Here is an 18,531-nt window from a genome sequence, read left to right as displayed (position 1 = left end):
CCGTTGAAACACGGAGGCGCACCGGGCTGTTGTTAAGCAATTTCTGGGACCTTTCCACAAAAGCAAGATTTGGAAATGCAATACGTGGAAATGCCCGGGAATTTTTCGATGTTCAAGCTCAAGTCGATTGCCGCCCGCCTGATTCTCGCCATCGCGCTCACCGTCGCGGTGGCCTGCGCCATCCTCTCCGGCTTCTCGATCACCCAGCAGCGGGCGCTGACCCGGCTCGCGCTCGATCAACAGCTCAAGCTGCAATATGAAAGCGTGGTCGCGGCGATCGACTATGAGGGACGTTCGGCTCTGGCAGTCTCCGCCGTGATCGCGGCGCTGCCGCCGGTCGGCGATGCCATCATCAGGGGCGACCGTGACGCGCTCGGCGTCCTGCTCGGCGATGCCAACAAGGCGCTGAAGGCGATGGGCATCCCGCTGATCACCTTCCAGCTTCCGCCGGCAATCTCGTTCTATCGCGTCCACACGCCAAAGACCTTCGGCGACGACGTCTCCAGCCGCCGCGCCACCGTGGTCGAGGCGCTCAAGACCGGCCGCCAGATCGTCGGCGTCGAGCCGGGCCGCGAGGCGCTCGGCATCTTCGGCCTGACGCCGATCGTGCGCGACGGCAAGAATCTCGCCAATGTCGACATAGGCGCCGCCTTCGGCAAGGAGTTCGTCGACCGCGCCAAGAAGCGGTTTGGCATCGATCTCGCCGTCTATTCGGTGGACGGCAAGAATTTGAACAAGCTGTCCTCGACCTTCGGCGAGAACGCGGTCGCCAAGCCCGACGAGTTGAAGGCCGCGGTCGACGGCACGCCGCTGCTGCGCGAGGCCGAGCTCGATGGTCATCCGGTCGCGGTCTATGCCGGGCCGATCAAGAACTATGCTGGCGCCCCGGTCGGTGTGCTCGAAATCATCAAGGACACGACGGAGTACGAGGCCGCTTTCTCCGCCGCGGAGCGCAATCTGATCCTCGGCACGGTCGCGATCCTCGCAATTGCCATCCTGCTGGCGTTCCTGCTCGGACGCGGCCTGTCACGGCCGCTGATCGCGATCACCGCCATCATGAATCGGCTGTCGAGCGGCGACACCAGCGTCACCATTCCCGGCAGCGAACGGCCGGACGAACTCGGCACCATGGCCAAGGCGGTGGAAATGTTCCGCCAGGGCATGCTCGAGACGGGCGCGCTACGCGAAGCGCAGGAGGCCGACAAGGCCAAGAGCGAGATCGAGAAGCAGGCGATGCAGCGCCAGATGGCCGACCGCTTCGAGGCCGACGTCAAGGGCGTGGTCTCGGCCGTCGCCAGGGCGACCGAAGGCATGCAGAGCGTCGCCGGCGAGATCACCACGAGCGTCAACGGCACCTCGCAGCGCGCATCCGCCGCGGCGACGGCATCGGAGGAAGCTTCGACCAGCGTCAATGCGGTTGCAGCGGCGACCGAGGAGCTGGCCTCATCGGTCAGCGAGATCGGCCGTCAGGTCACCCATTCCAGCCAGGTTGCCAGCAATGCCGTCGTGAAGGCCGCCGAGACGACCGAGATGGTCACGAGCCTTGCGGCCTCCGCCGAGCGCATCGGCGACGTGCTGCGGCTGATCAGCGAGATCGCGAGCCAGACCAATCTGCTGGCGCTCAACGCCACGATCGAGGCGGCGCGCGCGGGCGAAGCCGGCCGCGGCTTTGCGGTGGTTGCAGCCGAAGTGAAGGGGCTGGCCAGCCAGACCGCGAAGGCCACCGACGAGATTGCGAGCCAGGTCTCGGCGATCCAGGCCGCCACCGGCAATTGCGTCACCGCGATCTCCGGGATCAGCGACACCATCCGCGAGATCAGCGGCATTACCACCACGATTGCCGCCGCGGTCGAAGAGCAGGGCTCGGCGACGCGCGAGATTGCCCGCAGCGTGCAGCAGGCCTCCGCCGGCACCACCGACGTCTCGGCCAATGTCGCCGGCGCCAGCCAGTCCGCGGACCAGTCACGCGCGCTGGCGGGCAATGTGATGGTGGCGTCGGGCGAGCTCGGGCAGCACGCGTCTGCGCTGATGAAGAGTGTCGATACGTTTTTGGCGGGGCTGCGGGCGGCTTAGCGGTCGCGAGATATCAGTTGCGACGGTGCTGCGCTCCCTCGCCCCGTTCTTACGGGGCCGCGACAAGCTTCGCTTGCGCTGAGAGGGTTGGGGTGAGGGGCCTCTCTCCGCATGGTTGGTCGTCGAGGGACCTGTACCCCCTCACCCGGAATCCGCGCTACGCGCGTATTCCGACCTCTCCCCGCAAGCGGGGCGAGGTAAGAACCTCACGCAACCAGCGCGGCGTCTTCTTCGTCCCCATCGATCCCGCGTTGCGCCGTCAGCAGGCTGATGATCTCCGCATTCGGGCGGGCCTTGCTGAACAGAAAGCCCTGGCCTTCGTCGCAGCCCTCAGTGCGGAGACAGCTCAGCTCGGCCTCGGTCTCGACGCCCTCGGCGGTGATGGTGACGCCAAGACCTTTGCCGAGGCTGACGATGGAGCGGATGATCGCCTGGGCTTCGCGGTTGGCGCCGAGATCGCGCACGAAGGACTGGTCGATCTTGATCTTGTCGAACGGGAAGCTGCGCAAATAGCTGAGGCTGGAATAGCCGGTGCCGAAATCGTCCATCGAGATGCGCACGCCGAGCGCGCGCAGCGCATGCAGCGTCGCCAGCACTTGCGCGCTCTTCTCCAAGAGCAGCGTCTCGGTGATCTCGAGCTCCAGCCGCCGCGGCGGCAGGCCGGAATGTTTTAGCGCATCGGTCACCACCGAGAGCAGATTGCCAGTGCGGAACTGGAGCGGCGACAGATTGACGGCGACGCGGACGTCATCCGGCCATGTCGCGGCGTCGAGGCATGCGCGACGCAGCATCAAGCCGCCGAGCGCATTGATCAGCCCGGTCTCTTCCGCGACCGGAATGAACTCGGCCGGCGAGACCATGCCGCGCTCGGCATGCGGCCAGCGCACCAGCGCCTCGAAGCCGGTGATACGGCCGCTCTGGAGGTCGACCAGCGGCTGGTAATAGGGCCGCAGCACGTCGTTCTGGATCGCGTCGCGCAGCTCGACCTCGATCTTGCGGCGGCTCTGCGCTTTGGCATCGAGCGCCGCCTCGAAAAACGCAAAAGTGCCGCGCGCATCCAGCTTGGCGCGCGACAGCGCCATGTCGGCGCTCTTGAGCAGTTTTTCGGACTCATCGCCGTCGCCGGGCGCCATCGCAATGCCGATGGAGGCCCTGATCACCACGGAATGGCCGTCAAGCAGATAGGGATCGGCGATGGCCTCCAGCAAGCGTTTTGCCAGCAGCACCGCGTCCTCGGGACGCGTCAGGCCACTCTGTACGATTGCAAACTCGTCGGAGTTGAGCCGTGCCAGCGCGTCGTCCTCGCGCAAGGTCGAGCGCAATCGCTTGGCAACGCCACGCAGGAGCTTGTCGCCGACGGCGTGTCCCAGCGTGTCGTTGACGGCCTTGAAATTGTCCAGCCCCAGCATCAGCAGCGCGACCTTGTCGGAGCTGCGCCGGCCGTGCAGCAACATCTCGTCGACCTGCTGGCGCAGCAGATTGCGGTTCGGCAGGCCGGTCAATCCGTCATGCTGGGCCATGAAGGCCAACCGCGCCTCGGCGCGCTTGCGCTCGGTGATGTCCATCAGCGCGAGCAGCACCGCAGGCCGCTCGGCATAGGTTAGTTCGCGGGAGTAGATCGCGAGATCAATCAGCGCGCCGTCGGCCTTGACGTGCTTCCAGGTGCGCGCGGCCTGCTCTTCGCTGGAGCGATCGGTGGTCCAGGGCGGCTCGCTGTCGAAGGCCTGAAGGCTGCGGATCTTCAGCTTCTCGAACTCGGCGCGGCTGTAGCCGTAATGGGCGATTGCGGCATCGTTGACGCCGAGGATGCGCTCGTCGTCCAGCGCGCAGACGATCATGGGGACGGGATTGCCGTCGAACAGCAGGCGGAACGAGGCCTCGCGCTGCTTCAATTCGGTGATGTCGACGCGGAGGCCAACGACCCCGCCGTCATCGGTGCGGCGCTCCTCGATCAGGATGACGCGGCCGTCCGACAGCGTCTGCTCGTGGCGCTTGCCGGGTTCGTGCAGCTTCTTCAGCCGCTCGGCGATCCATTCGTCCTCGTGGCCGGCGGCTTCCGGATAATCGCCGCGGGCAACGCCGACGCGCAGCGTGTCTTCGAGGCGCGCGCCTTCGGCGAACAGATCGGCGGTCTTGCTGTAGATTTCCGAATATTGCTTGTTCCAGAGGACGTAGCGGCCTTCGGGGTCGAGGATCACGATGCCCTGCGGCAGCAAATCGACAGCCTGGCGCAGCCGCTCATGCGATTTGCGCGCCTCGGTGATGGCCGCTTCAGCTTCGGCGCGGCGCTGCACGAGCTCGTGGTGGTCAACGGGCGGATGCGGCGCGCGCGCGAATCGCGGTTTGCGCGGCCGGCGGCCGGCAAGCACGCTTTGCTTTCGCTTTCCTGGTTTTCGAGACCCCAAACTCAACTTCACATGTCCAATCGCGCCCAGCGGCCGCAAGTCTTGAGACAAGTCTTGGGGCAAGTGTCTGAAAAAAAAGTAATCTTCGCCGGTCGGGCCGCGCGACGGCCGACGCCGCGGTCCTCGTGTGTCAGGCATTTGTGCCTGTTTGCGAGGCGCAAGAACCCCGGCGGGCGCAGCAAACCTGTTCCACCGTCGCAACGGAGAGGGCGCGATGGCGCAAAATTGCGCGCTCGCTTGAATCATTTACTGGATCGCGCGCGATTGCATGCGGGCCGCGGATATCCCCCACGCCGCGCACGTATTTTGGTCAATGCAGGATAGGGTTATCGCGCTGTTAAGGACGCGGCCGATCCCCGGTAAAATCTACGACTTTTGGACAAGTTAGTTGGAGATGCGGATCGTCGTATTGCGCGCCCCCTCGCGCGGGATGCTAATTCTTAACCCTGACGCGGTGTTGGGCTATAAGGATGTCAGCATGAGTCCCCGCCGCATCGCCCCTCTCCTGCTCGTCATGACGCTCCTGGCCGCCGGCGACGCGCTGGCGCAGGACAAGGGCAGCGTGAACCCGAAGCCGCTGCCAGCGCTCGCCAACCCCAATGATCCCACGATCGGCGCCAGGGAGCTGTTCGCGCGAAAACTGCTTCCCTCGACGGGGCCGGCGCATGTCATCGGCTCCTATGTGAAGGGTTGCATCGGCGGCGCCATGCAGATGCCGCTCAACGGCGACAATTGGCAGGTGATGCGGCTGTCGCGTAACCGCAATTTCGGTCACCCCGACATGATCGCGCTGATCAAGCGGCTCGCGGCCAAGGCGCACAAGGATGCGGGCTGGCCCGGCATCCTGGTTGGCGACATCGGCCAGCCGCGCGGCGGGCCGGCGCTGTCGGGCCATGCCAGCCACCAGGTCGGGCTCGATGCCGATATCTGGCTGACGCCGATGCCGGATCATCGCCTCTCCCGCGAGGAGCGCGAGGACATGTCGGCGGTGATGATGGTGCGGCAGGACCGGCTCGACATCGACCCAAAGGTGTTCACGCCGAGCCATGTGCTGGTGCTGCGCGACGCGGCGCAGGAGCCGGCGGTGCAGCGCATCTTCGTCAATGCCGCGATCAAGAAGGCGCTGTGCCGCGAGGCCAAGGGCGACCGCTCCTGGCTGTCAAAAATCCGGCCGTGGTGGGGCCACGACTATCACTTCCACATCCGCATGCGCTGCCCGGCGGGCTCGAGCGAATGCGAGGGCCAGCCGTCGCAATCCGAGGACGAAGGCTGCAAGCCTGCCGATCTCGCCTATTGGTTCAGCGACGGCGTGCTGCACCCGAAGCCGCCGCCCGAGCCGCCGAAACCGAGGCCGCCGATGACGCTGGCGCAGATGCCGGCGGCTTGCAAAGTGGTGCTGCACGCGGGCGATGCGAAGCCGTAGGGTACGCTGGAGCCTCACCCTCCGCTGTCGTCCCGGGGCGCGAAGCGAGCCCGGGACCCATAGCCACAGGGAGTGGTTGTAGCAGGAGCTGGTCACTCCGAATCTTCGCCACACGCCTTCCTGTGGCTATGGATCCCGGGCTCGCGCTGCGCGCGCCCCGGGATGACAAACTCGTTGGTTGGTCCGCACCGCGTGAATGGGCTAGGATCACCCTTGCCGCTCAGCCGTAAGCCCGCGGCATTCCGGGATGCGCATCCCGTTGCTCGAAAAGCCTGACCGCAAGCCCCGCGTCCGTCGCGTGGCCAACGATGAGATTTGACATGCGCATCCTCGCCTTCCTCGCCATGCTTTCGCTCGGCTCGACCTCTGCTCTCGCTGCCGAGGAACCCAGCGGCTGCGACAAGTTCAAATGGCCGATCGAGCGCGAGCGCGCTGCGCTGACCGCGCCGGATCGTGCCAAGCTCGCGTCGGGCAGCGAGCAGGCTGCGTTGCCGTCAACAGCGATCACACTGGGCCTGGTCGCCCCGACCGAGGCAAAGCTGCCGACGCCGCCGGAGCGGGCGCCGAAGGACGGCACCTTTGCCGGCTTCACTGGCATCAAGACAGCGAAGGCCGGGCTGTACACGGTCAGCCTGTCCTCCGGGGCCTGGGTCGACGTGGTCCAGGACGGGCATTTCCTCAAGCCCGTGGCCTTCAGCGGCGCCACCGATTGCGACGGCATCCGCAAGACCATGAAATACGAGCTGTCGGCCCAGCCTTTCGTGGTCCAGATCAGCGGCGCCAAGGACAATTCGCTCTCGATTGCGATCCTGCCGGCGCAATAGGCCAAACCGTCGCCTTTGACCTGAGGCGCTGGCCTGCTATCTTCGTGAGATGCGATATCCCTGCCGGCCGTAAGCCGCCGCAAGGACCCGTGGAACAGCGCTTCCGCCCGTCGCGAATTGACTTAACCCAACGCCAGATTTGCGCGTGCATTTGTGCGCGCGAGCTCGCACGGAGCGCATTCCATGATTCGTATCGCCGGACTTTTCACCGCCTTCGTGATCCTCGCGGGCGCGAGCCTCTCGCCTGCCGCCGCCGAGGAAAAGACCATCACCGTGTTCGCCGCGGCGTCGATGAAGAACGCGCTCGACGAGATCGACGCCGCCTACACCGCCAAGACCGGCGTCAAGTTCAGCGTCAGCTATGCCGCGAGCTCGGTGCTCGCCAAGCAGATCGAGCAGGGCGCGCCGGCCGACGTGTTCGTCTCCGCCGACACCGACTGGATGGACTACGCGATCTCCAAGAAGACCATCAACGAGCCGACCCGCGTCAACCTGCTCGGCAACAGCATCGTGCTGATCGCGCCGAAGGATTCCAAGATCGACAACGTCACCATCGCGCAGGGTTTCGATCTCGCCAAGCTCGCCGGTGACGGCAAGATCGCGACCGGCGACGTCAAGTCCGTGCCGGTCGGCAAATACGCCAAGGCGGCGCTGGAAAAGCTGGGCGCCTGGACTGCCGCGGAGCCGAAATTCGCGATGGCCGAGAGCGTGCGCGCCGCGCTGACGCTGGTGGCGCGCGGCGAAGCCAATCTCGGCATCGTCTATTCGACCGACGCCAAGGTCGAGCCCGGCGTCAAGATCGTCGGCACCTTCCCGGCGGATTCGCATCCCGCGATCATCTATCCAGTCGCAGCGACAACGACCGCGAAGCCCGAGACCAACGACTATCTCGCCTTCCTGCGCACGTCGGCGGCCAAGACCATTTTGGAAAAATATGGCTTCAAGTTCCTGATCAGCCCCACCACCTGATCTTTCGTGCTCGACATCTCTCCCGCCGAATGGACGGCGATCCTGCTCTCGCTCAGGGTCGCCGTCATCGCCACGCTGGTCGCAACGCCGTTCGGCATTGCGCTGGCGTGGCTGCTCGCCCGCAAGGATTTTTGGGGCAAATCACTCCTCGACGCCGTGGTGCATCTGCCGCTGGTCTTGCCGCCGGTCGTCACCGGCTATCTGCTGCTTCTCACCTTTGGCCGCCGCGGCCTCGTCGGTGCTTTCCTCGCCGATCATCTCGGCATCGTCTTCGCGTTCCGCTGGACCGGTGCGGCGCTCGCCTGTGGCATCATGTCGTTTCCGCTGCTGGTGCGCCCGATGCGGCTGTCGATCGAGGCGATCGACCGGCGGCTGGAACAGGCCGCCGAGACGCTCGGCGCGGCCCCTTGGAAAGTGTTCTTCACGGTGACACTGCCGCTGGCGCTGCCCGGCGTGCTCGCCGGCATGGTGCTTGGTTTTGCCAAGGCGATCGGCGAGTTCGGCGCCACCATCACGTTCGTTTCCAACATTCCCGGCGAGACCCAGACGATCTCCTCCGCGATCTATTCGCTAATCCAGACGCCTGACGGTGACAGCGCTGCGGGGCGGCTCGTGATCGTCTCGATCGTGCTCGCGATAGGTGCCCTCATCGCCGCGGAATGGTTCGCTCGCCGCGCCACGCAACGCCTGCACGGGAACTGACCATGCTGCGCGTCGACATCGAAAAAGAGCTCGGCGAATTTTCGCTTTCTGCTTCATTCACCAGCGAAGGCCGCGTCATCGGCCTGTTCGGTGCGTCGGGCGCCGGCAAGAGCTCGCTGGTCAACATGATCGCAGGCCTGCTGCGGCCCGACCGCGGCACCATCGTGATCGACGGCGAGACCGTCGACGACACCGCGGCCGGCATCCATGTGCCGACCTATCGCCGCAGCATCGGCTATGTGTTCCAGGACGCGCGGCTGTTTCCGCATCTCAACGTCGCGCAGAATCTCGACTATGGCAGGCGGATGAACGGCCTGGCCGCCGATCCTGCGCAGCACAAGCGTGTCGTCGATCTGCTCGACATCGGCGCGCTTCTCGATCGCCGCCCCGGAAAACTCTCCGGCGGCGAACGCCAGCGCGTCGCGCTCGGCCGCGCGCTGCTGTCGAAGCCGCGCCTGTTGCTGCTCGACGAGCCGCTCGGCGCACTCGACGAAGGCCGCAAGCTCGAGATCTTGCCCTATCTGGTCCGTCTGCGCGACGAGGCCAACGTGCCGATGGTCTATGTCAGCCACGACGTTGCTGAACTGCGCCAGCTCGCAACGCAGATCGTGATGCTGAAGCAGGGGCGGGTGACGTCGTTTGGTGGAGTGAAGGTGCTGTCGTGAGGCCGTAGCCCGGATGGAGCGCGGCGTCCGCCAGCGTGCCGTGTGCCCGTTTGACGTTGTCGAGAAACTGCCGCACGCTTTCCCGCCACGTGAAGGTCAAGGCATAGGCCCGGCATTTTTCGCGCGGCACCTGCAAGGCCGCGAGCGCAGCGCGGCGCAGGTCGACATCGAGACAGCCGCAGCCGGACTTGCCGATCACGTCGAGCGGCCCCATCACCGGAAAGGCCGCGACCGGCAGGCCGCACGCCAGCGCCTCGAGGATCACCATCCCGAACGTATCGGTCAGGCTCGGAAAGACGAAGACATCGGCTGACGCGTAGACATCGGCGAGCGCTTGCCCGGTCCGCATGCCCAAAAAATGGACCTGCGGAAATCGCGCCTGCAGGCTGGCACGCAGCGGCCCGTCGCCAACCACGACCTTCGAGCCCGGCAGGTCCAGAGCCAGGAAGGCCTCGATGTTCTTCTCGACCGCGATGCGGCCGACATACAGGAACACCGGCCCCGGAAAGGCGAGCGGCCGCACGCTGCGAGGACGAAACAGCTCGGCATCGACGCCGCGCGACCACGGCATCAGGTTGCGGAAGCCACGCGCCTTCAACGCCTGCTCCAGCGTCGGCGAGCCGACCATGATGCCATCGCCGCTATTGTGGAAACGGCGCAACGCGGCATAGCTCCATTTCAGCGGCACCGGCAGCCGCGCCGCCAGATATTCAGGAAAGCGGGTGTGATAGCTCGTCGTGAACGGATAGCCGCGGGTCCGGCAGACATAACGCGTGATCCACCCGATCGGCCCCTCGGTCGCGATGTGCACGGAATCCGGACCCATGCGTTTGATCGCGCGCTCGATCCGCCCCACCGAGGCCAGCGCAAGGCGGATCTCCCGGTAGCCGGGCAGCGGCAACGTGCGAAAATCGCCCGGCGTGAGGAAGCCGATATTGGCGCCGAACAAGGGCGCTTCGCTGGCGAGATATTCGAGCGAGCGCACCACGCCGTTGATCTGTGGGCGCCAGGCGTCAGTTGCCACCAGCACGCGCATCAGGCGACCGCCCGTGCGAACGGCACCACGCTCGACCCGCCCGACATCTGCTGCGGCCGCGCCTCGGCCCAGCGGACGATCTCGAACCGGCCATCATGGTGCTCCACGACCCCGGTGCAGGATTCCACCCAATCGCCGGTGTTGATGTAGCGAATGCCGAACTCATCATGCATCGCCGCGTGGTGGATGTGGCCGCAGATCACGCCCTGCGCATCGTGGCGCCTTGCTTCCGACGACAGCACCTCCTCGAAGCGGCCGATGTGATTGACCGCATTCTTGACCCGCAGCTTCGCCCAGGACGAGAACGACCAATAGGCCAGCCCGAACCGGCTCCGGATCCAGTTGAGCCAGACGTTGGAGGCAAGCGCCGCGCGATAGCCGACATCGCCGAGCAGCGCCAGCCAGCGGGCGTGGCGCACGACGAGATCAAAGTGATCGCCATGGACGACGAGGTAATCGCGGCCGTCAACGCCCCGGTGGATCGCGTGCTCAACCACCTCGACGTTGCCGAAGGTCGAGCCGACATAGTCGCGCACGAACTCGTCGTGATTGCCGGCCACATAGACCAGCCGCTTGCCGCGCCGCGCAAGATCGACGAGTTCCTGCACCACCGCGTTGTGCGTGTTTGGCCAATACCAGCTCGACCGCAGGTACCAGCCATCGACGATGTCGCCGACCAGGTACACAGTGTCGGCGTCATGGTGATGGAGAAAGTCGATCAGCCGTTCGGCCTGGCATCCTCTTGTCCCGAGATGGACATCGGAGATGAACAGGCTCCTGACCTTGACCATTTCGGACGGCAAAGCCGCATCCCTGTTCTGGCATTGCGCCGACCGGTCGCCGCTATGGCCATCGCGGAGGAATGCCATCGCGGCAGCTTCCGCCAATCCCGCGACCGCCTTCGTCACATCCCGGTTGGCGCGCCGTCGGAAGATTGAGCGATGCCAATAAACGGCGACGGCAAAAACCAGCAGCGCAAACTGTGCGCCGCGATGCCGCCCGTCTGACGCCGCGACACCGAACTGAAGACCAGCGAGCAGGATCAGCACCCCGGCGCTGAGGTGTTCAAGCGTGTGCGAGCCGGGCCGAAAGCGGGACAACAGAACCCTCATGCGATCTCCTCCACGGCCTTGATCTCCCCTAACGCTTTGGGGGCGGCGATGGCGCGCGGTGACGCGAGGCGCGGCCGCGCGGTCGCGCGCTTGTAAGAGCGAAGTCCGAGAATGATCGCGACCTCCACGGCGATGAGGATGGCGACCACCCAGAAGCCGACGCTGACGGGATCCTGACCGCTGTCGCGCAGCGCGTAGCCGAGGCTCAGGAACGGCATGTTCCAGATCACGGTGCCGATCGCAGTGGCGGTGACGAAGGCGCGCGGCTCCAGCCGCAACACGCCGGCCGGCAGCGCCAGATAGATTCGCACGGTCGGCAGCGTCTGGCCGATCAGCGTGACCCAGAAATGGTTACCGCGATAGGCATCGGTGAGCTGCTCGTAGAACGAGGGCCGCAGCAGCACATATTTGCCATAGGTCCTCACCAGTCGCTCGATCCGTTGCGAGCCGAGCGCGCGGCCAAGCCCGTACCAGCCGATCGCGCCGACCACGGACCCGGCACTCGTCACCAGGATGGCCATGGCCAGCATCGCGCCGTCGGACACGGTGAGACCAAGCAGCATCAACAGAACATAGGACGGAAACACCGGAATGAATTTCTCGGCGATCGCCAGGCAACCCATGCCCAGCAGGCCGAAGTGCAGAAACATTGCGATCGCGCTCGACGTGTCCATGATGCCTCGGTTACGCGAAGGGGGGACGGCGGCTGATCCGGTACACCGAGGCCGGAGGCAGGTTGCGATAGGTCTGGCCGATGCGGCTTGCCTGCAGGTCGAGATGATCGAGGATCGCATCGGGGACGGGACAGCGCGGGCCGTAGGTGATCTGGTAGAACGCGCCGCCCGGACGGAGATAGGCAAACGCGCCGGCGAGGATCGCAAGCACTTTTCCCTGCGGCATCGTCAGCAGCCCGAGCCCGCTGACGACGGCACCGACCGGCGCCCCCTCGAACAGTTTTTCTCTCACCAGCCAGGCCGCATCCATCCACAGCACGCGCGCGCCGGGGAACCGCCGCTGCAGCAGCGGGATGAAATCGGAGCCGTATTCGACCAGCGTCAGATCCTGTTGCCGGACGCCGCGATCGAGCAATGCGCGGGTGAAAGCGCCGGTGCCGGGGCCGAGCTCGATGACGGGGCCGGTCTCGGCCGAGATCTCCTGCGCCATCAGCGACGACGCGGCGGGTCCCGTCGGCGCAACCGCCGCCACACGCATGGGGTCGCGAATCCAGGCGCGGAAGAACGGCAGGATGTCAGCAGCCGACATGCCGTCTCTCCTTCGCGAGGCAGCCGGTTTCGCAGATGAGGTTTTGTACCAGGGCCATTCAAATATCTTTCCGCCTGCACGTGTGAGACACGCGCTAGATGAGCCATGCCGGGCGCGGCAGGATGATCGTCCCTCGCCCGCTACTGGCTTCAGTCTCACGCCAACATTGCGAGAGTCTGTCGCGATTGCGCAGCCTTCGGAAAATATCCGCAACGTTCTCGCCCGATCGAGCCGCAACGTTGCCGCAATGAATTGGGCACAAATCCGACGAGCGCGAAGGACGTGAGGCAATAGTCCCTCCACCGTCATTGCGAGCGCAGCGAAGCAATCCAGAATCTTTCCGCGGAGGTAGACTGGATTGCTTCGCTCCGCTCGCAATGACGGGAGGAGAGAGCGGCGCGGAAAGCTAGCGCTTCCGTCGCTTCGGCTTCACCGTCGCGAACACACTCGTCAAATCCTCACTCACCGGCGCCGGATCATCATCCAGATGCAGGCGGCTCTCGACATGGAGAAAATGCTCGCGCGACACGGCAATTGCCCGCGCCACATCGCGAGCACGTAACGCTTCGACGATGGCGCCGTGCTCGTCCACCGCGCAGATCGAATCCGTCGCCGGCTCGTAGACCGAGACCATGACCGAGGAGCGGCTGAGCAGGTCTGCAAGGAAGCGCGTGAGCTCGGCATTGCCGAGCGCCTCGACCAGATGGACATGGAACGCGCCTGACAGCCGCACCGAGGCGGCGCGATCGCCGCGTGTTGCCGCCGCACGCTCCTCGGCGAGATGCGCGGTCAGCTTTTCGATCAAGGCATCGTCGACATGGCGGACGAGCTGCGTCAGCACGCCGGCCTCGAGCACGCGGTGGGCCTCGTAGACGCGGCGGACGTCGTCGAGCGTCGGGCGCGGCACGCGGGCGCCGCGGTTCGGGATCATCTCCAGCCGCCGCTCCGCGCCGAGACGATGCAGGACTTTGCGGATGCGCTCGCGCGACACGCCAAAGATGTCGGCGAGCGGCGGCTCGGCGAGCTTCACCCCCGCCTTCAGCTTGCCCTCCAGCAGCGCATGCAGGATCGCCTGATAGACCGCCTCGTCCTCGGCCGGATTGGCCTTGCCGATCCCCTTGCCGATCCCCTTGCCGATCCCCTTGCCGTTTCGCCCGCGCTGCGTCGCCATGGCGATAGCTAGGCCCAAAGGATGCGCAGCGTCACCTCCAAAAAATGTGCACATTTTTCGCGCGACAGGGCAGGCAGTAATCACTTCTCGAATTCATACCATTGATATTATTTGATAATTCAAAAATGTGCACATTTGGCATGGCGCTTGCTGCTGCTTCGATGCAAGCCTTACGCACAACAAACGGGACATGCCCATGCACACCCCCTCCCGACGCAGCGTTTTGACATCCGGCGCGGCCCTCGCCGCGGTTCTCGCAGCTCCCGCGCGGCTGCGCGCCGCGCCCAGGGAGATCGTCATCGGCGGCCCCGCCGGCGCCGCAAAATATTTCAACGCCGATCTGTTTCCGGTGCTGGAGAAGAAGCTCGACTGCAAGGTGCTGTATGAGGGCACCAACTCCCTGACCAATCTCCAGAAGATGCAGGCCGACAAGGCCGCACCAAAAATCTCCGTCGTCATCATGGACGATCCGGTGATGCTGCCGGCAGCAGCCGAGGGCCTGATCACCAAGATGTCGGCATCGTCGATCGCCAATCTCGGCAAGCTCGTCGATAATTCGGTGCATCAGGACGGGATGTGGGCGAACTACCAGCGGCCCTGGGCCGGCATCGCCTATTCGACCAAGCGCATGAAGACGGCGCCCACCAAATGGACCGACCTCTGGGATGCAAAATATGCCTCCAAGGTGATCGTGCCGTCGCTCTCCAACACCGAAGGGTTTTGGACGCTGCTCGCGGCCGCGCATCTCGAGACTGGAAAACCCTACAAGGAGGCACAGTACGAGATCGACGCCGCCTTCAAGAAGGTGAAGGAGCTGAAGGCGAATTTGCTGAACGTCTATACCAACGCGCCGCAGGCCATCAATCTGATGGAGCAGGGCGAGGCCTGGATGATCGGCGGACAGTTTTCCGCCTACACGCTGATCCGCAAGGCCGAGGGCTCGCCGGTCGATCTCGCCGTGCCTGAGGATGGCGGCTTCGCGATGCCCTCAGGAATCGCGAAGGTGGCGGGCGCGCCGGCCGGCGATCTTGCCGATGCGGCGATCGACTTTTTCCTGAGCCCGGAGGCGCAGACCATTCTCGCCGACAAGGCGTTTGTCGCGCCGACCAACAAGGGCACGCCGACGCCGGCCGGTTTCCCCGATCCGGCCTCGTTGTTTGCGCCGGACTGGGCGTTCGTCGCCAAGAACCGCGCCGGTTGGGTGGACCGCTGGAGCAAGGAGATGACATGAGCGAGGGCAGCCCGCATCTCGTCGTCCGCGGCGTCTCCAAACGATACGGGCCGACGACGGTTTTGGACCATATCGACCTCACCATCCGCCGCGGCGAGCTGGTGACGCTGCTCGGCCCGTCCGGCTGCGGCAAGACCACGCTGCTCCGCGCCATCGCGGGGCTCGCGCAACCCGACACCGGCAAGGTCGAGCTCGCCGGCCGCGACATCACCAACGTGCCGCCGCACAAGCGCAATGTCGGCGTCGTGTTCCAGAGCTACGCGCTGTTCCCGCATCTCACCGTTGCCGGCAACGTCGCGTTCGGATTGAAGGTGCGCGGCATGGCCAGGCGCGAGATCGACATCGCGGTCGATCGTGCGCTGTCGCTGGTCAAGCTCGGCCATCTCGCCAGCAGGCGCATCTCGGCGCTATCAGGCGGACAGCAGCAGCGCGTGGCGCTGGCGCGCGCGATCGCGGTCGAGCCCGATGTGCTGCTGTTCGACGAAGCGCTCTCCGCGCTCGATCGCAAGCTGCGCGAAGAGATGCAGGTGGAACTGCGCCGCCTGCTCCAGGACGTCAAGGCGACCGCGATCTTCGTGACGCACGACCAGGACGAGGCGCTGACCATGTCCGATCGCGTCGCGGTCATGAACAAGGGGCGGATCGAGCAGCTCGCCGAGCCGCGCGAGCTTTACTTGCGGCCCGCGAGCCTGTTCGCCCTCAACTTCGTCGGGCTGTCGACGCGGATTTCCGGCACTGTTCTTGCGGCTGATAACGGCAAGGTCGATGTCGAGACCAAGGTCGGCCGGCTGTCGGCGCTCGGCAATTTCCAGGCAGGCTCCCCCGTCATCGTCGCCGCGCGGCCCGAGCAGCTTCGTCTCGGCGAACAGGGCGAATCCAACTCCGCGGCAGGCCGCGTCCGCTCCGTGGTGTTCCAGGGCTCGCGCACGCTGGTCGAGGTCGATGCCGGCGCGGGCGAAAGCCTGCTCGCTGAACTCTCCGGGCGTGACGGCGCAATCCCCCGCGTCCATGACGAGATCCGCCTGAGTTGGCCTGTGACCGAGACCTTCGCGTTTCCGATGGAGGCACAGGCATGACCGAGGCGACGCTTCCAGCCCCCGTTGCGGCGCCCGCGGTCGATCGCGAACGGTTGACGGCGATCGGGTTCGTGCTGCCCTCCTTCCTCATCATCGCCGGCGTATTCGCTCTGCCGCTGGTGCTCCTCCTCGGCGTCAGCTACGTTGACGCGAATGGGCTGAGCTTTGCCAACTACAAGCGGCTGCTCGGCACGCCCTATTATCTCTGGGTGATCTGGAATTCGCTGCGGCTGGGATTGCTGACGACGCTGATCGCCTTCCTGATCAGCTATCCCGCCGCGTTTGCGCTGGCGCGGGCCCGCGGGCCCTTGCGCTCGCTGCTGCTGGCGACGCTGTTCCTGCCGCTGGCCGCCAGCGTCATCGTCAAGGCGTTCGCCTGGACGATCCTCTTGCGCAGCGACGGCATCGTCAACGAAACGCTGATCGCGCTCGGCATCATCGAAGACCCGATCCGGATGATCTTCACCGAGACCGCGCTGATCGTCGGCGCCGTCAATATCTTCCTGCCCTTCATGATCCTGCCGATCTACGCGATCGTCGCCCAGCTCGATCCCCGCTATGCGGAAGCAGCCGCAACGCTTGGCGCCTCGCCAGTCGTGACGTTCTTTCGCGTGATCCTGCCGCTAACCCTGCCCGGCATCATCGCGGGCGTCGCGCTGGTGTTCTCGCTTTCCGTTTCGGCCTATGTGGTGCCGACGCTGCTGATCGGCGAGAAATATCCGACGCTCGCGACCACGATCGCAAAGGCCTATCTGCTGGCACGCGAGCCCGGCTTCGGCGCCGCCGCCGGTGTCGTACTGCTGGCCATCGCTATCGCCGTCGTTGCGCTGAGCGCACGCCTGTCGCGGGAGCCGAAGTGATGATTCGGGCTGCAATCATCGTCTGCTGGGTGATGGCGATCGGGCTGGCACTGTTCCTGATCGCGCCATTGCTGGTGATCGCGGCGGCCAGCTTCTCGCCGACGCCGGTGTTCGACCTCCCGCTGACGGGCGCATCGACGCGCTGGTACGGCAAGATCGGCCGGCTTGACGGCTTCTGGCCGTCGCTGCTGCTGTCGCTTGAGATCGCGCTGTTGTCGACGGCCATTTCGCTGGTGTGCGGCACACTCGCGGCCATCGCGATCGCGCGCGGAAAGCTGCCGGGGGCGGGGATCTTTGCGACCGCGCTGGTTTCGCCGCTGATGATGCCGGGATTGGTGCTCGGCATCGCGCTGCTCCAGGGTTTTCGCGCGATCGGGTTTACCGCGCCGTGGGCGACGCTGCTCGTCGCGCATCTCGTCATCACACTGCCCTACGTCGCGCGCACGATGATATCAGGGCTTGCGCGGTTCGACTTCACGCTGATCGAGGCGGCACGCACGCTCGGCTGCACTTATCCGGGCAGCGTGCTGCGGGTGATGGTGCCGGCGCTGGCGCCGTCGTTCCTGATCGCGGGGATCTTCTCGTTCCTGGCCTCGTTCGACAATTATCCGGTGTCGATCTTCCTTGCCGACGTCCGCACCAAGACGCTGCCGATCCGCATGCTGCAATATATCGAGGAGGCGCCCGATCCGACGCTCGCGGCGCTCTCCACCCTCATCCTCGCCGGGACAGTGATCCTGCTGTTCGTCAGCGACCGCGCCGTCGGCCTGCACCGCATGGCCGGAACTTCGGATTGATGCCATGACCAACGAATCCAATTCTCCGCAGCGTGACTTTGTTGGATACCGTGGCAAGCCGCCGAATCCACGCTGGCCGAACGGCGCGCGCGTCGCGGTGTCGCTGGTGGTGAATTTCGAGGAAGGCTCGGAATTCTCCGTCAATGACGGCGACGCGGGCAATGAGGCGATCTACGAGGTCGTGCACAAACTCGACGGCCCCGACAGCTGCATCGACAGCCACTTTGAGTACGGCACGCGCGCCGCCTGGTGGCGCATCATGGATTTGTTCGACGCGCACGGCGTCAAGGCGACGGTGAGCTCCTGCGGCCGCGCCGTCGAGCGCTCGCCCGAACTGGCGCGTGATGCCATCGCGCGCGGCCACGAAGTGTCGGCGCATGGCTGGCGCTGGCAGAGCCACGCCGACATGAATGAGGCGAGCGAGCGTGCGGTCATCGCCAAGACAGTGGCGGCGATCGAACGCGTCACGGCACAGCGCCCGGTCGGCTGGCACACCCGCTCGGCGACATCGCCGAACACACGGCGCCTGCTGGTCGAAGACGGCGGCTTTCTCTACGACAGCGACGCCTATAACGACGATTTGCCCTATTACAGGGAGGTTTCCGGCAAGCAGCATCTGGTCCTGCCCTACGCCTTCGACACCAACGATATGCAATATTACAACGCCTCGCGCTTCAACGGCGCGGACTTTGCCGACTATGTCATCGATGCGTTCGAATGGCTGAAGCGCGAGGGCGAGACGGCGCCGAAGATGATGTCGGTCGGCTTGCATCTACGCATGATCGGGCGACCGGGGCGCATCGGTGCGCTGGATCGGATTTTGGCGCACATGACGAAGAGCGGCGCCGCGTGGATTGCACCGCGCGCGGCGATTGCGCGGCATTGGCTGGACGTGGTGCCGGCGGGGGCGTGACGCGTTCTCCG

The 18,531-nt window shown here is 65.4% G+C and carries 17 protein-coding genes; 11 read left to right on the top strand and 6 right to left on the bottom strand.

Translation table 11 applies throughout. From position 1 onward, the window contains the following. Positions 1 to 108: 108 nt before the first annotated feature. The gene (locus BMW89_RS12980) at positions 109 to 2,073 is read left to right on the top strand and encodes a methyl-accepting chemotaxis protein (RefSeq protein WP_092027299.1); all 1,965 of its coding nucleotides are present in this window, start codon (positions 109 to 111) and stop codon (positions 2,071 to 2,073) included. Between the two features lie 206 nt (positions 2,074 to 2,279). On the opposite strand, the gene BMW89_RS12975 is transcribed toward BMW89_RS12980, so the two are convergent. Continuing rightward, positions 2,280 to 4,442, bottom strand: a complete 2,163-nt coding sequence (locus BMW89_RS12975; RefSeq protein WP_092026825.1) for an EAL domain-containing protein — start codon at positions 4,440 to 4,442, stop codon at positions 2,280 to 2,282. Positions 4,443 to 4,956: 514 nt separating this feature from the next. Here BMW89_RS12975 and mepA point away from each other — a divergent pair. The 5 genes from mepA to modC all read left to right on the top strand — a co-directional run bounded on the left by mepA (position 4,957) and on the right by modC (position 9,061). Continuing rightward, a complete protein-coding gene (mepA, locus tag BMW89_RS12970) occupies positions 4,957 to 5,901 on the top strand; it encodes a penicillin-insensitive murein endopeptidase (RefSeq protein ID WP_092027296.1) in 945 nt (314 codons plus the stop codon). Between the two features lie 320 nt (positions 5,902 to 6,221). Beyond that, entirely contained in the window at positions 6,222 to 6,725 is a 504-nt protein-coding gene (locus tag BMW89_RS12965; RefSeq protein ID WP_177196015.1) for a hypothetical protein, read from the top strand. A gap of 183 nt (positions 6,726 to 6,908) precedes the next feature. Beyond that, positions 6,909 to 7,694: a molybdate ABC transporter substrate-binding protein gene (gene modA / locus BMW89_RS12960; protein WP_092026822.1), complete on the top strand. Its 786-nt coding sequence runs from the start codon at positions 6,909 to 6,911 to the stop codon at positions 7,692 to 7,694. A 6-nt stretch (positions 7,695 to 7,700) separates the two neighbouring features. Next, positions 7,701 to 8,396 carry a molybdate ABC transporter permease subunit gene (gene modB / locus BMW89_RS12955; RefSeq protein ID WP_092026819.1) on the top strand — a complete coding sequence of 232 codons (696 nt, stop codon included), beginning with the start codon at positions 7,701 to 7,703 and terminating at the stop codon, positions 8,394 to 8,396. Between the two features lie 2 nt (positions 8,397 to 8,398). Then, positions 8,399 to 9,061, top strand: a complete 663-nt coding sequence (gene modC / locus BMW89_RS12950) for a molybdenum ABC transporter ATP-binding protein (RefSeq protein ID WP_092026817.1) — start codon at positions 8,399 to 8,401, stop codon at positions 9,059 to 9,061. On the opposite strand, the gene BMW89_RS12945 is transcribed toward modC, so the two are convergent. The 5 genes from BMW89_RS12945 to BMW89_RS12925 all read right to left on the bottom strand — a co-directional run bounded on the left by BMW89_RS12945 (position 8,961) and on the right by BMW89_RS12925 (position 13,643). Next, entirely contained in the window at positions 8,961 to 10,097 is a 1,137-nt protein-coding gene (locus BMW89_RS12945; protein ID WP_244547581.1) for a glycosyltransferase family 4 protein, read from the bottom strand. The two genes, modC and BMW89_RS12945, sit on opposite strands and share 101 nt — an antisense overlap. Continuing rightward, on the bottom strand, positions 10,097 to 10,888 hold the full coding sequence (locus BMW89_RS12940; protein ID WP_244547590.1) for a UDP-2,3-diacylglucosamine diphosphatase: 792 nt from the start codon (positions 10,886 to 10,888) through the stop codon (positions 10,097 to 10,099). The genes BMW89_RS12945 and BMW89_RS12940 overlap by 1 nt, the downstream gene beginning before the upstream one ends. 317 nt (positions 10,889 to 11,205) lie before the next feature. Continuing rightward, the gene (locus BMW89_RS12935; RefSeq protein ID WP_092026815.1) at positions 11,206 to 11,883 is read right to left on the bottom strand and encodes a DedA family protein; all 678 of its coding nucleotides are present in this window, start codon (positions 11,881 to 11,883) and stop codon (positions 11,206 to 11,208) included. Positions 11,884 to 11,893: 10 nt separating this feature from the next. Further along, positions 11,894 to 12,472, bottom strand: coding sequence for a class I SAM-dependent methyltransferase (locus BMW89_RS12930; protein ID WP_092026813.1), 579 nt, complete (start codon positions 12,470 to 12,472; stop codon positions 11,894 to 11,896). 406 nt (positions 12,473 to 12,878) lie between these two features. Continuing rightward, the gene (locus tag BMW89_RS12925; protein ID WP_092026811.1) at positions 12,879 to 13,643 is read right to left on the bottom strand and encodes a GntR family transcriptional regulator; all 765 of its coding nucleotides are present in this window, start codon (positions 13,641 to 13,643) and stop codon (positions 12,879 to 12,881) included. A 196-nt stretch (positions 13,644 to 13,839) separates the two neighbouring features. Here BMW89_RS12925 and BMW89_RS12920 point away from each other — a divergent pair, with 196 nt between their 5' ends. From BMW89_RS12920 to BMW89_RS12900, 5 genes are read left to right on the top strand one after another with little or no spacing between them, the layout of a single operon-like run. Beyond that, complete coding sequence (locus tag BMW89_RS12920) at positions 13,840 to 14,874, top strand: extracellular solute-binding protein (RefSeq protein ID WP_092026809.1); 1,035 nt, start codon at positions 13,840 to 13,842, stop codon at positions 14,872 to 14,874. Further along, complete coding sequence (locus BMW89_RS12915) at positions 14,871 to 15,950, top strand: ABC transporter ATP-binding protein (RefSeq protein WP_092026807.1); 1,080 nt, start codon at positions 14,871 to 14,873, stop codon at positions 15,948 to 15,950. Before BMW89_RS12920 ends, BMW89_RS12915 begins: the two co-directional genes overlap by 4 nt. After that, a complete protein-coding gene (locus tag BMW89_RS12910) occupies positions 15,947 to 16,810 on the top strand; it encodes an ABC transporter permease (protein WP_092026805.1) in 864 nt (287 codons plus the stop codon). The genes BMW89_RS12915 and BMW89_RS12910 overlap by 4 nt, the downstream gene beginning before the upstream one ends. After that, positions 16,810 to 17,607 (top strand): ABC transporter permease, encoded by a 798-nt coding sequence (locus BMW89_RS12905; RefSeq protein ID WP_092026803.1) that lies wholly within the window; start codon positions 16,810 to 16,812, stop codon positions 17,605 to 17,607. Before BMW89_RS12910 ends, BMW89_RS12905 begins: the two co-directional genes overlap by 1 nt. A 4-nt stretch (positions 17,608 to 17,611) precedes the next feature. Then, entirely contained in the window at positions 17,612 to 18,520 is a 909-nt protein-coding gene (locus tag BMW89_RS12900; protein WP_092026802.1) for a polysaccharide deacetylase family protein, read from the top strand. The last annotated feature ends 11 nt before the right edge of the window (positions 18,521 to 18,531 follow it).

It is taken from the genome of Bradyrhizobium sp. OK095 (assembly GCF_900109945.1).
GTDB lineage: Bacteria > Pseudomonadota > Alphaproteobacteria > Rhizobiales > Xanthobacteraceae > Bradyrhizobium.
This window is presented reverse-complemented; position numbering and strand designations above follow the sequence as displayed.

Bases quoted from the DNA above. Each gene is read 5' to 3' on its own strand.
- BMW89_RS12980 (WP_092027299.1), top strand. From the start codon at position 109: ATGTTCAAGCTCAAGTCGATTGCCGCCCGCCTGATTCTCGCCATCGCG.
- mepA (WP_092027296.1), top strand. From the start codon at position 4,957: ATGAGTCCCCGCCGCATCGCCCCTCTCCTGCTCGTCATGACGCTCCTG.
- BMW89_RS12965 (WP_177196015.1), top strand. From the start codon at position 6,222: ATGCGCATCCTCGCCTTCCTCGCCATGCTTTCGCTCGGCTCGACCTCT.
- modA (WP_092026822.1), top strand. From the start codon at position 6,909: ATGATTCGTATCGCCGGACTTTTCACCGCCTTCGTGATCCTCGCGGGC.
- modC (WP_092026817.1), top strand. From the start codon at position 8,399: ATGCTGCGCGTCGACATCGAAAAAGAGCTCGGCGAATTTTCGCTTTCT.
- BMW89_RS12945 (WP_244547581.1), bottom strand. From the start codon at position 10,097: ATGCGCGTGCTGGTGGCAACTGACGCCTGGCGCCCACAGATCAACGGC.
- BMW89_RS12940 (WP_244547590.1), bottom strand. From the start codon at position 10,888: ATGGTCAAGGTCAGGAGCCTGTTCATCTCCGATGTCCATCTCGGGACA.
- BMW89_RS12935 (WP_092026815.1), bottom strand. From the start codon at position 11,883: ATGGACACGTCGAGCGCGATCGCAATGTTTCTGCACTTCGGCCTGCTG.
- BMW89_RS12930 (WP_092026813.1), bottom strand. From the start codon at position 12,472: ATGTCGGCTGCTGACATCCTGCCGTTCTTCCGCGCCTGGATTCGCGAC.
- BMW89_RS12925 (WP_092026811.1), bottom strand. From the start codon at position 13,643: ATGGCGACGCAGCGCGGGCGAAACGGCAAGGGGATCGGCAAGGGGATC.
- BMW89_RS12920 (WP_092026809.1), top strand. From the start codon at position 13,840: ATGCACACCCCCTCCCGACGCAGCGTTTTGACATCCGGCGCGGCCCTC.
- BMW89_RS12915 (WP_092026807.1), top strand. From the start codon at position 14,871: ATGAGCGAGGGCAGCCCGCATCTCGTCGTCCGCGGCGTCTCCAAACGA.
- BMW89_RS12910 (WP_092026805.1), top strand. From the start codon at position 15,947: ATGACCGAGGCGACGCTTCCAGCCCCCGTTGCGGCGCCCGCGGTCGAT.
- BMW89_RS12905 (WP_092026803.1), top strand. From the start codon at position 16,810: ATGATTCGGGCTGCAATCATCGTCTGCTGGGTGATGGCGATCGGGCTG.
- BMW89_RS12900 (WP_092026802.1), top strand. From the start codon at position 17,612: ATGACCAACGAATCCAATTCTCCGCAGCGTGACTTTGTTGGATACCGT.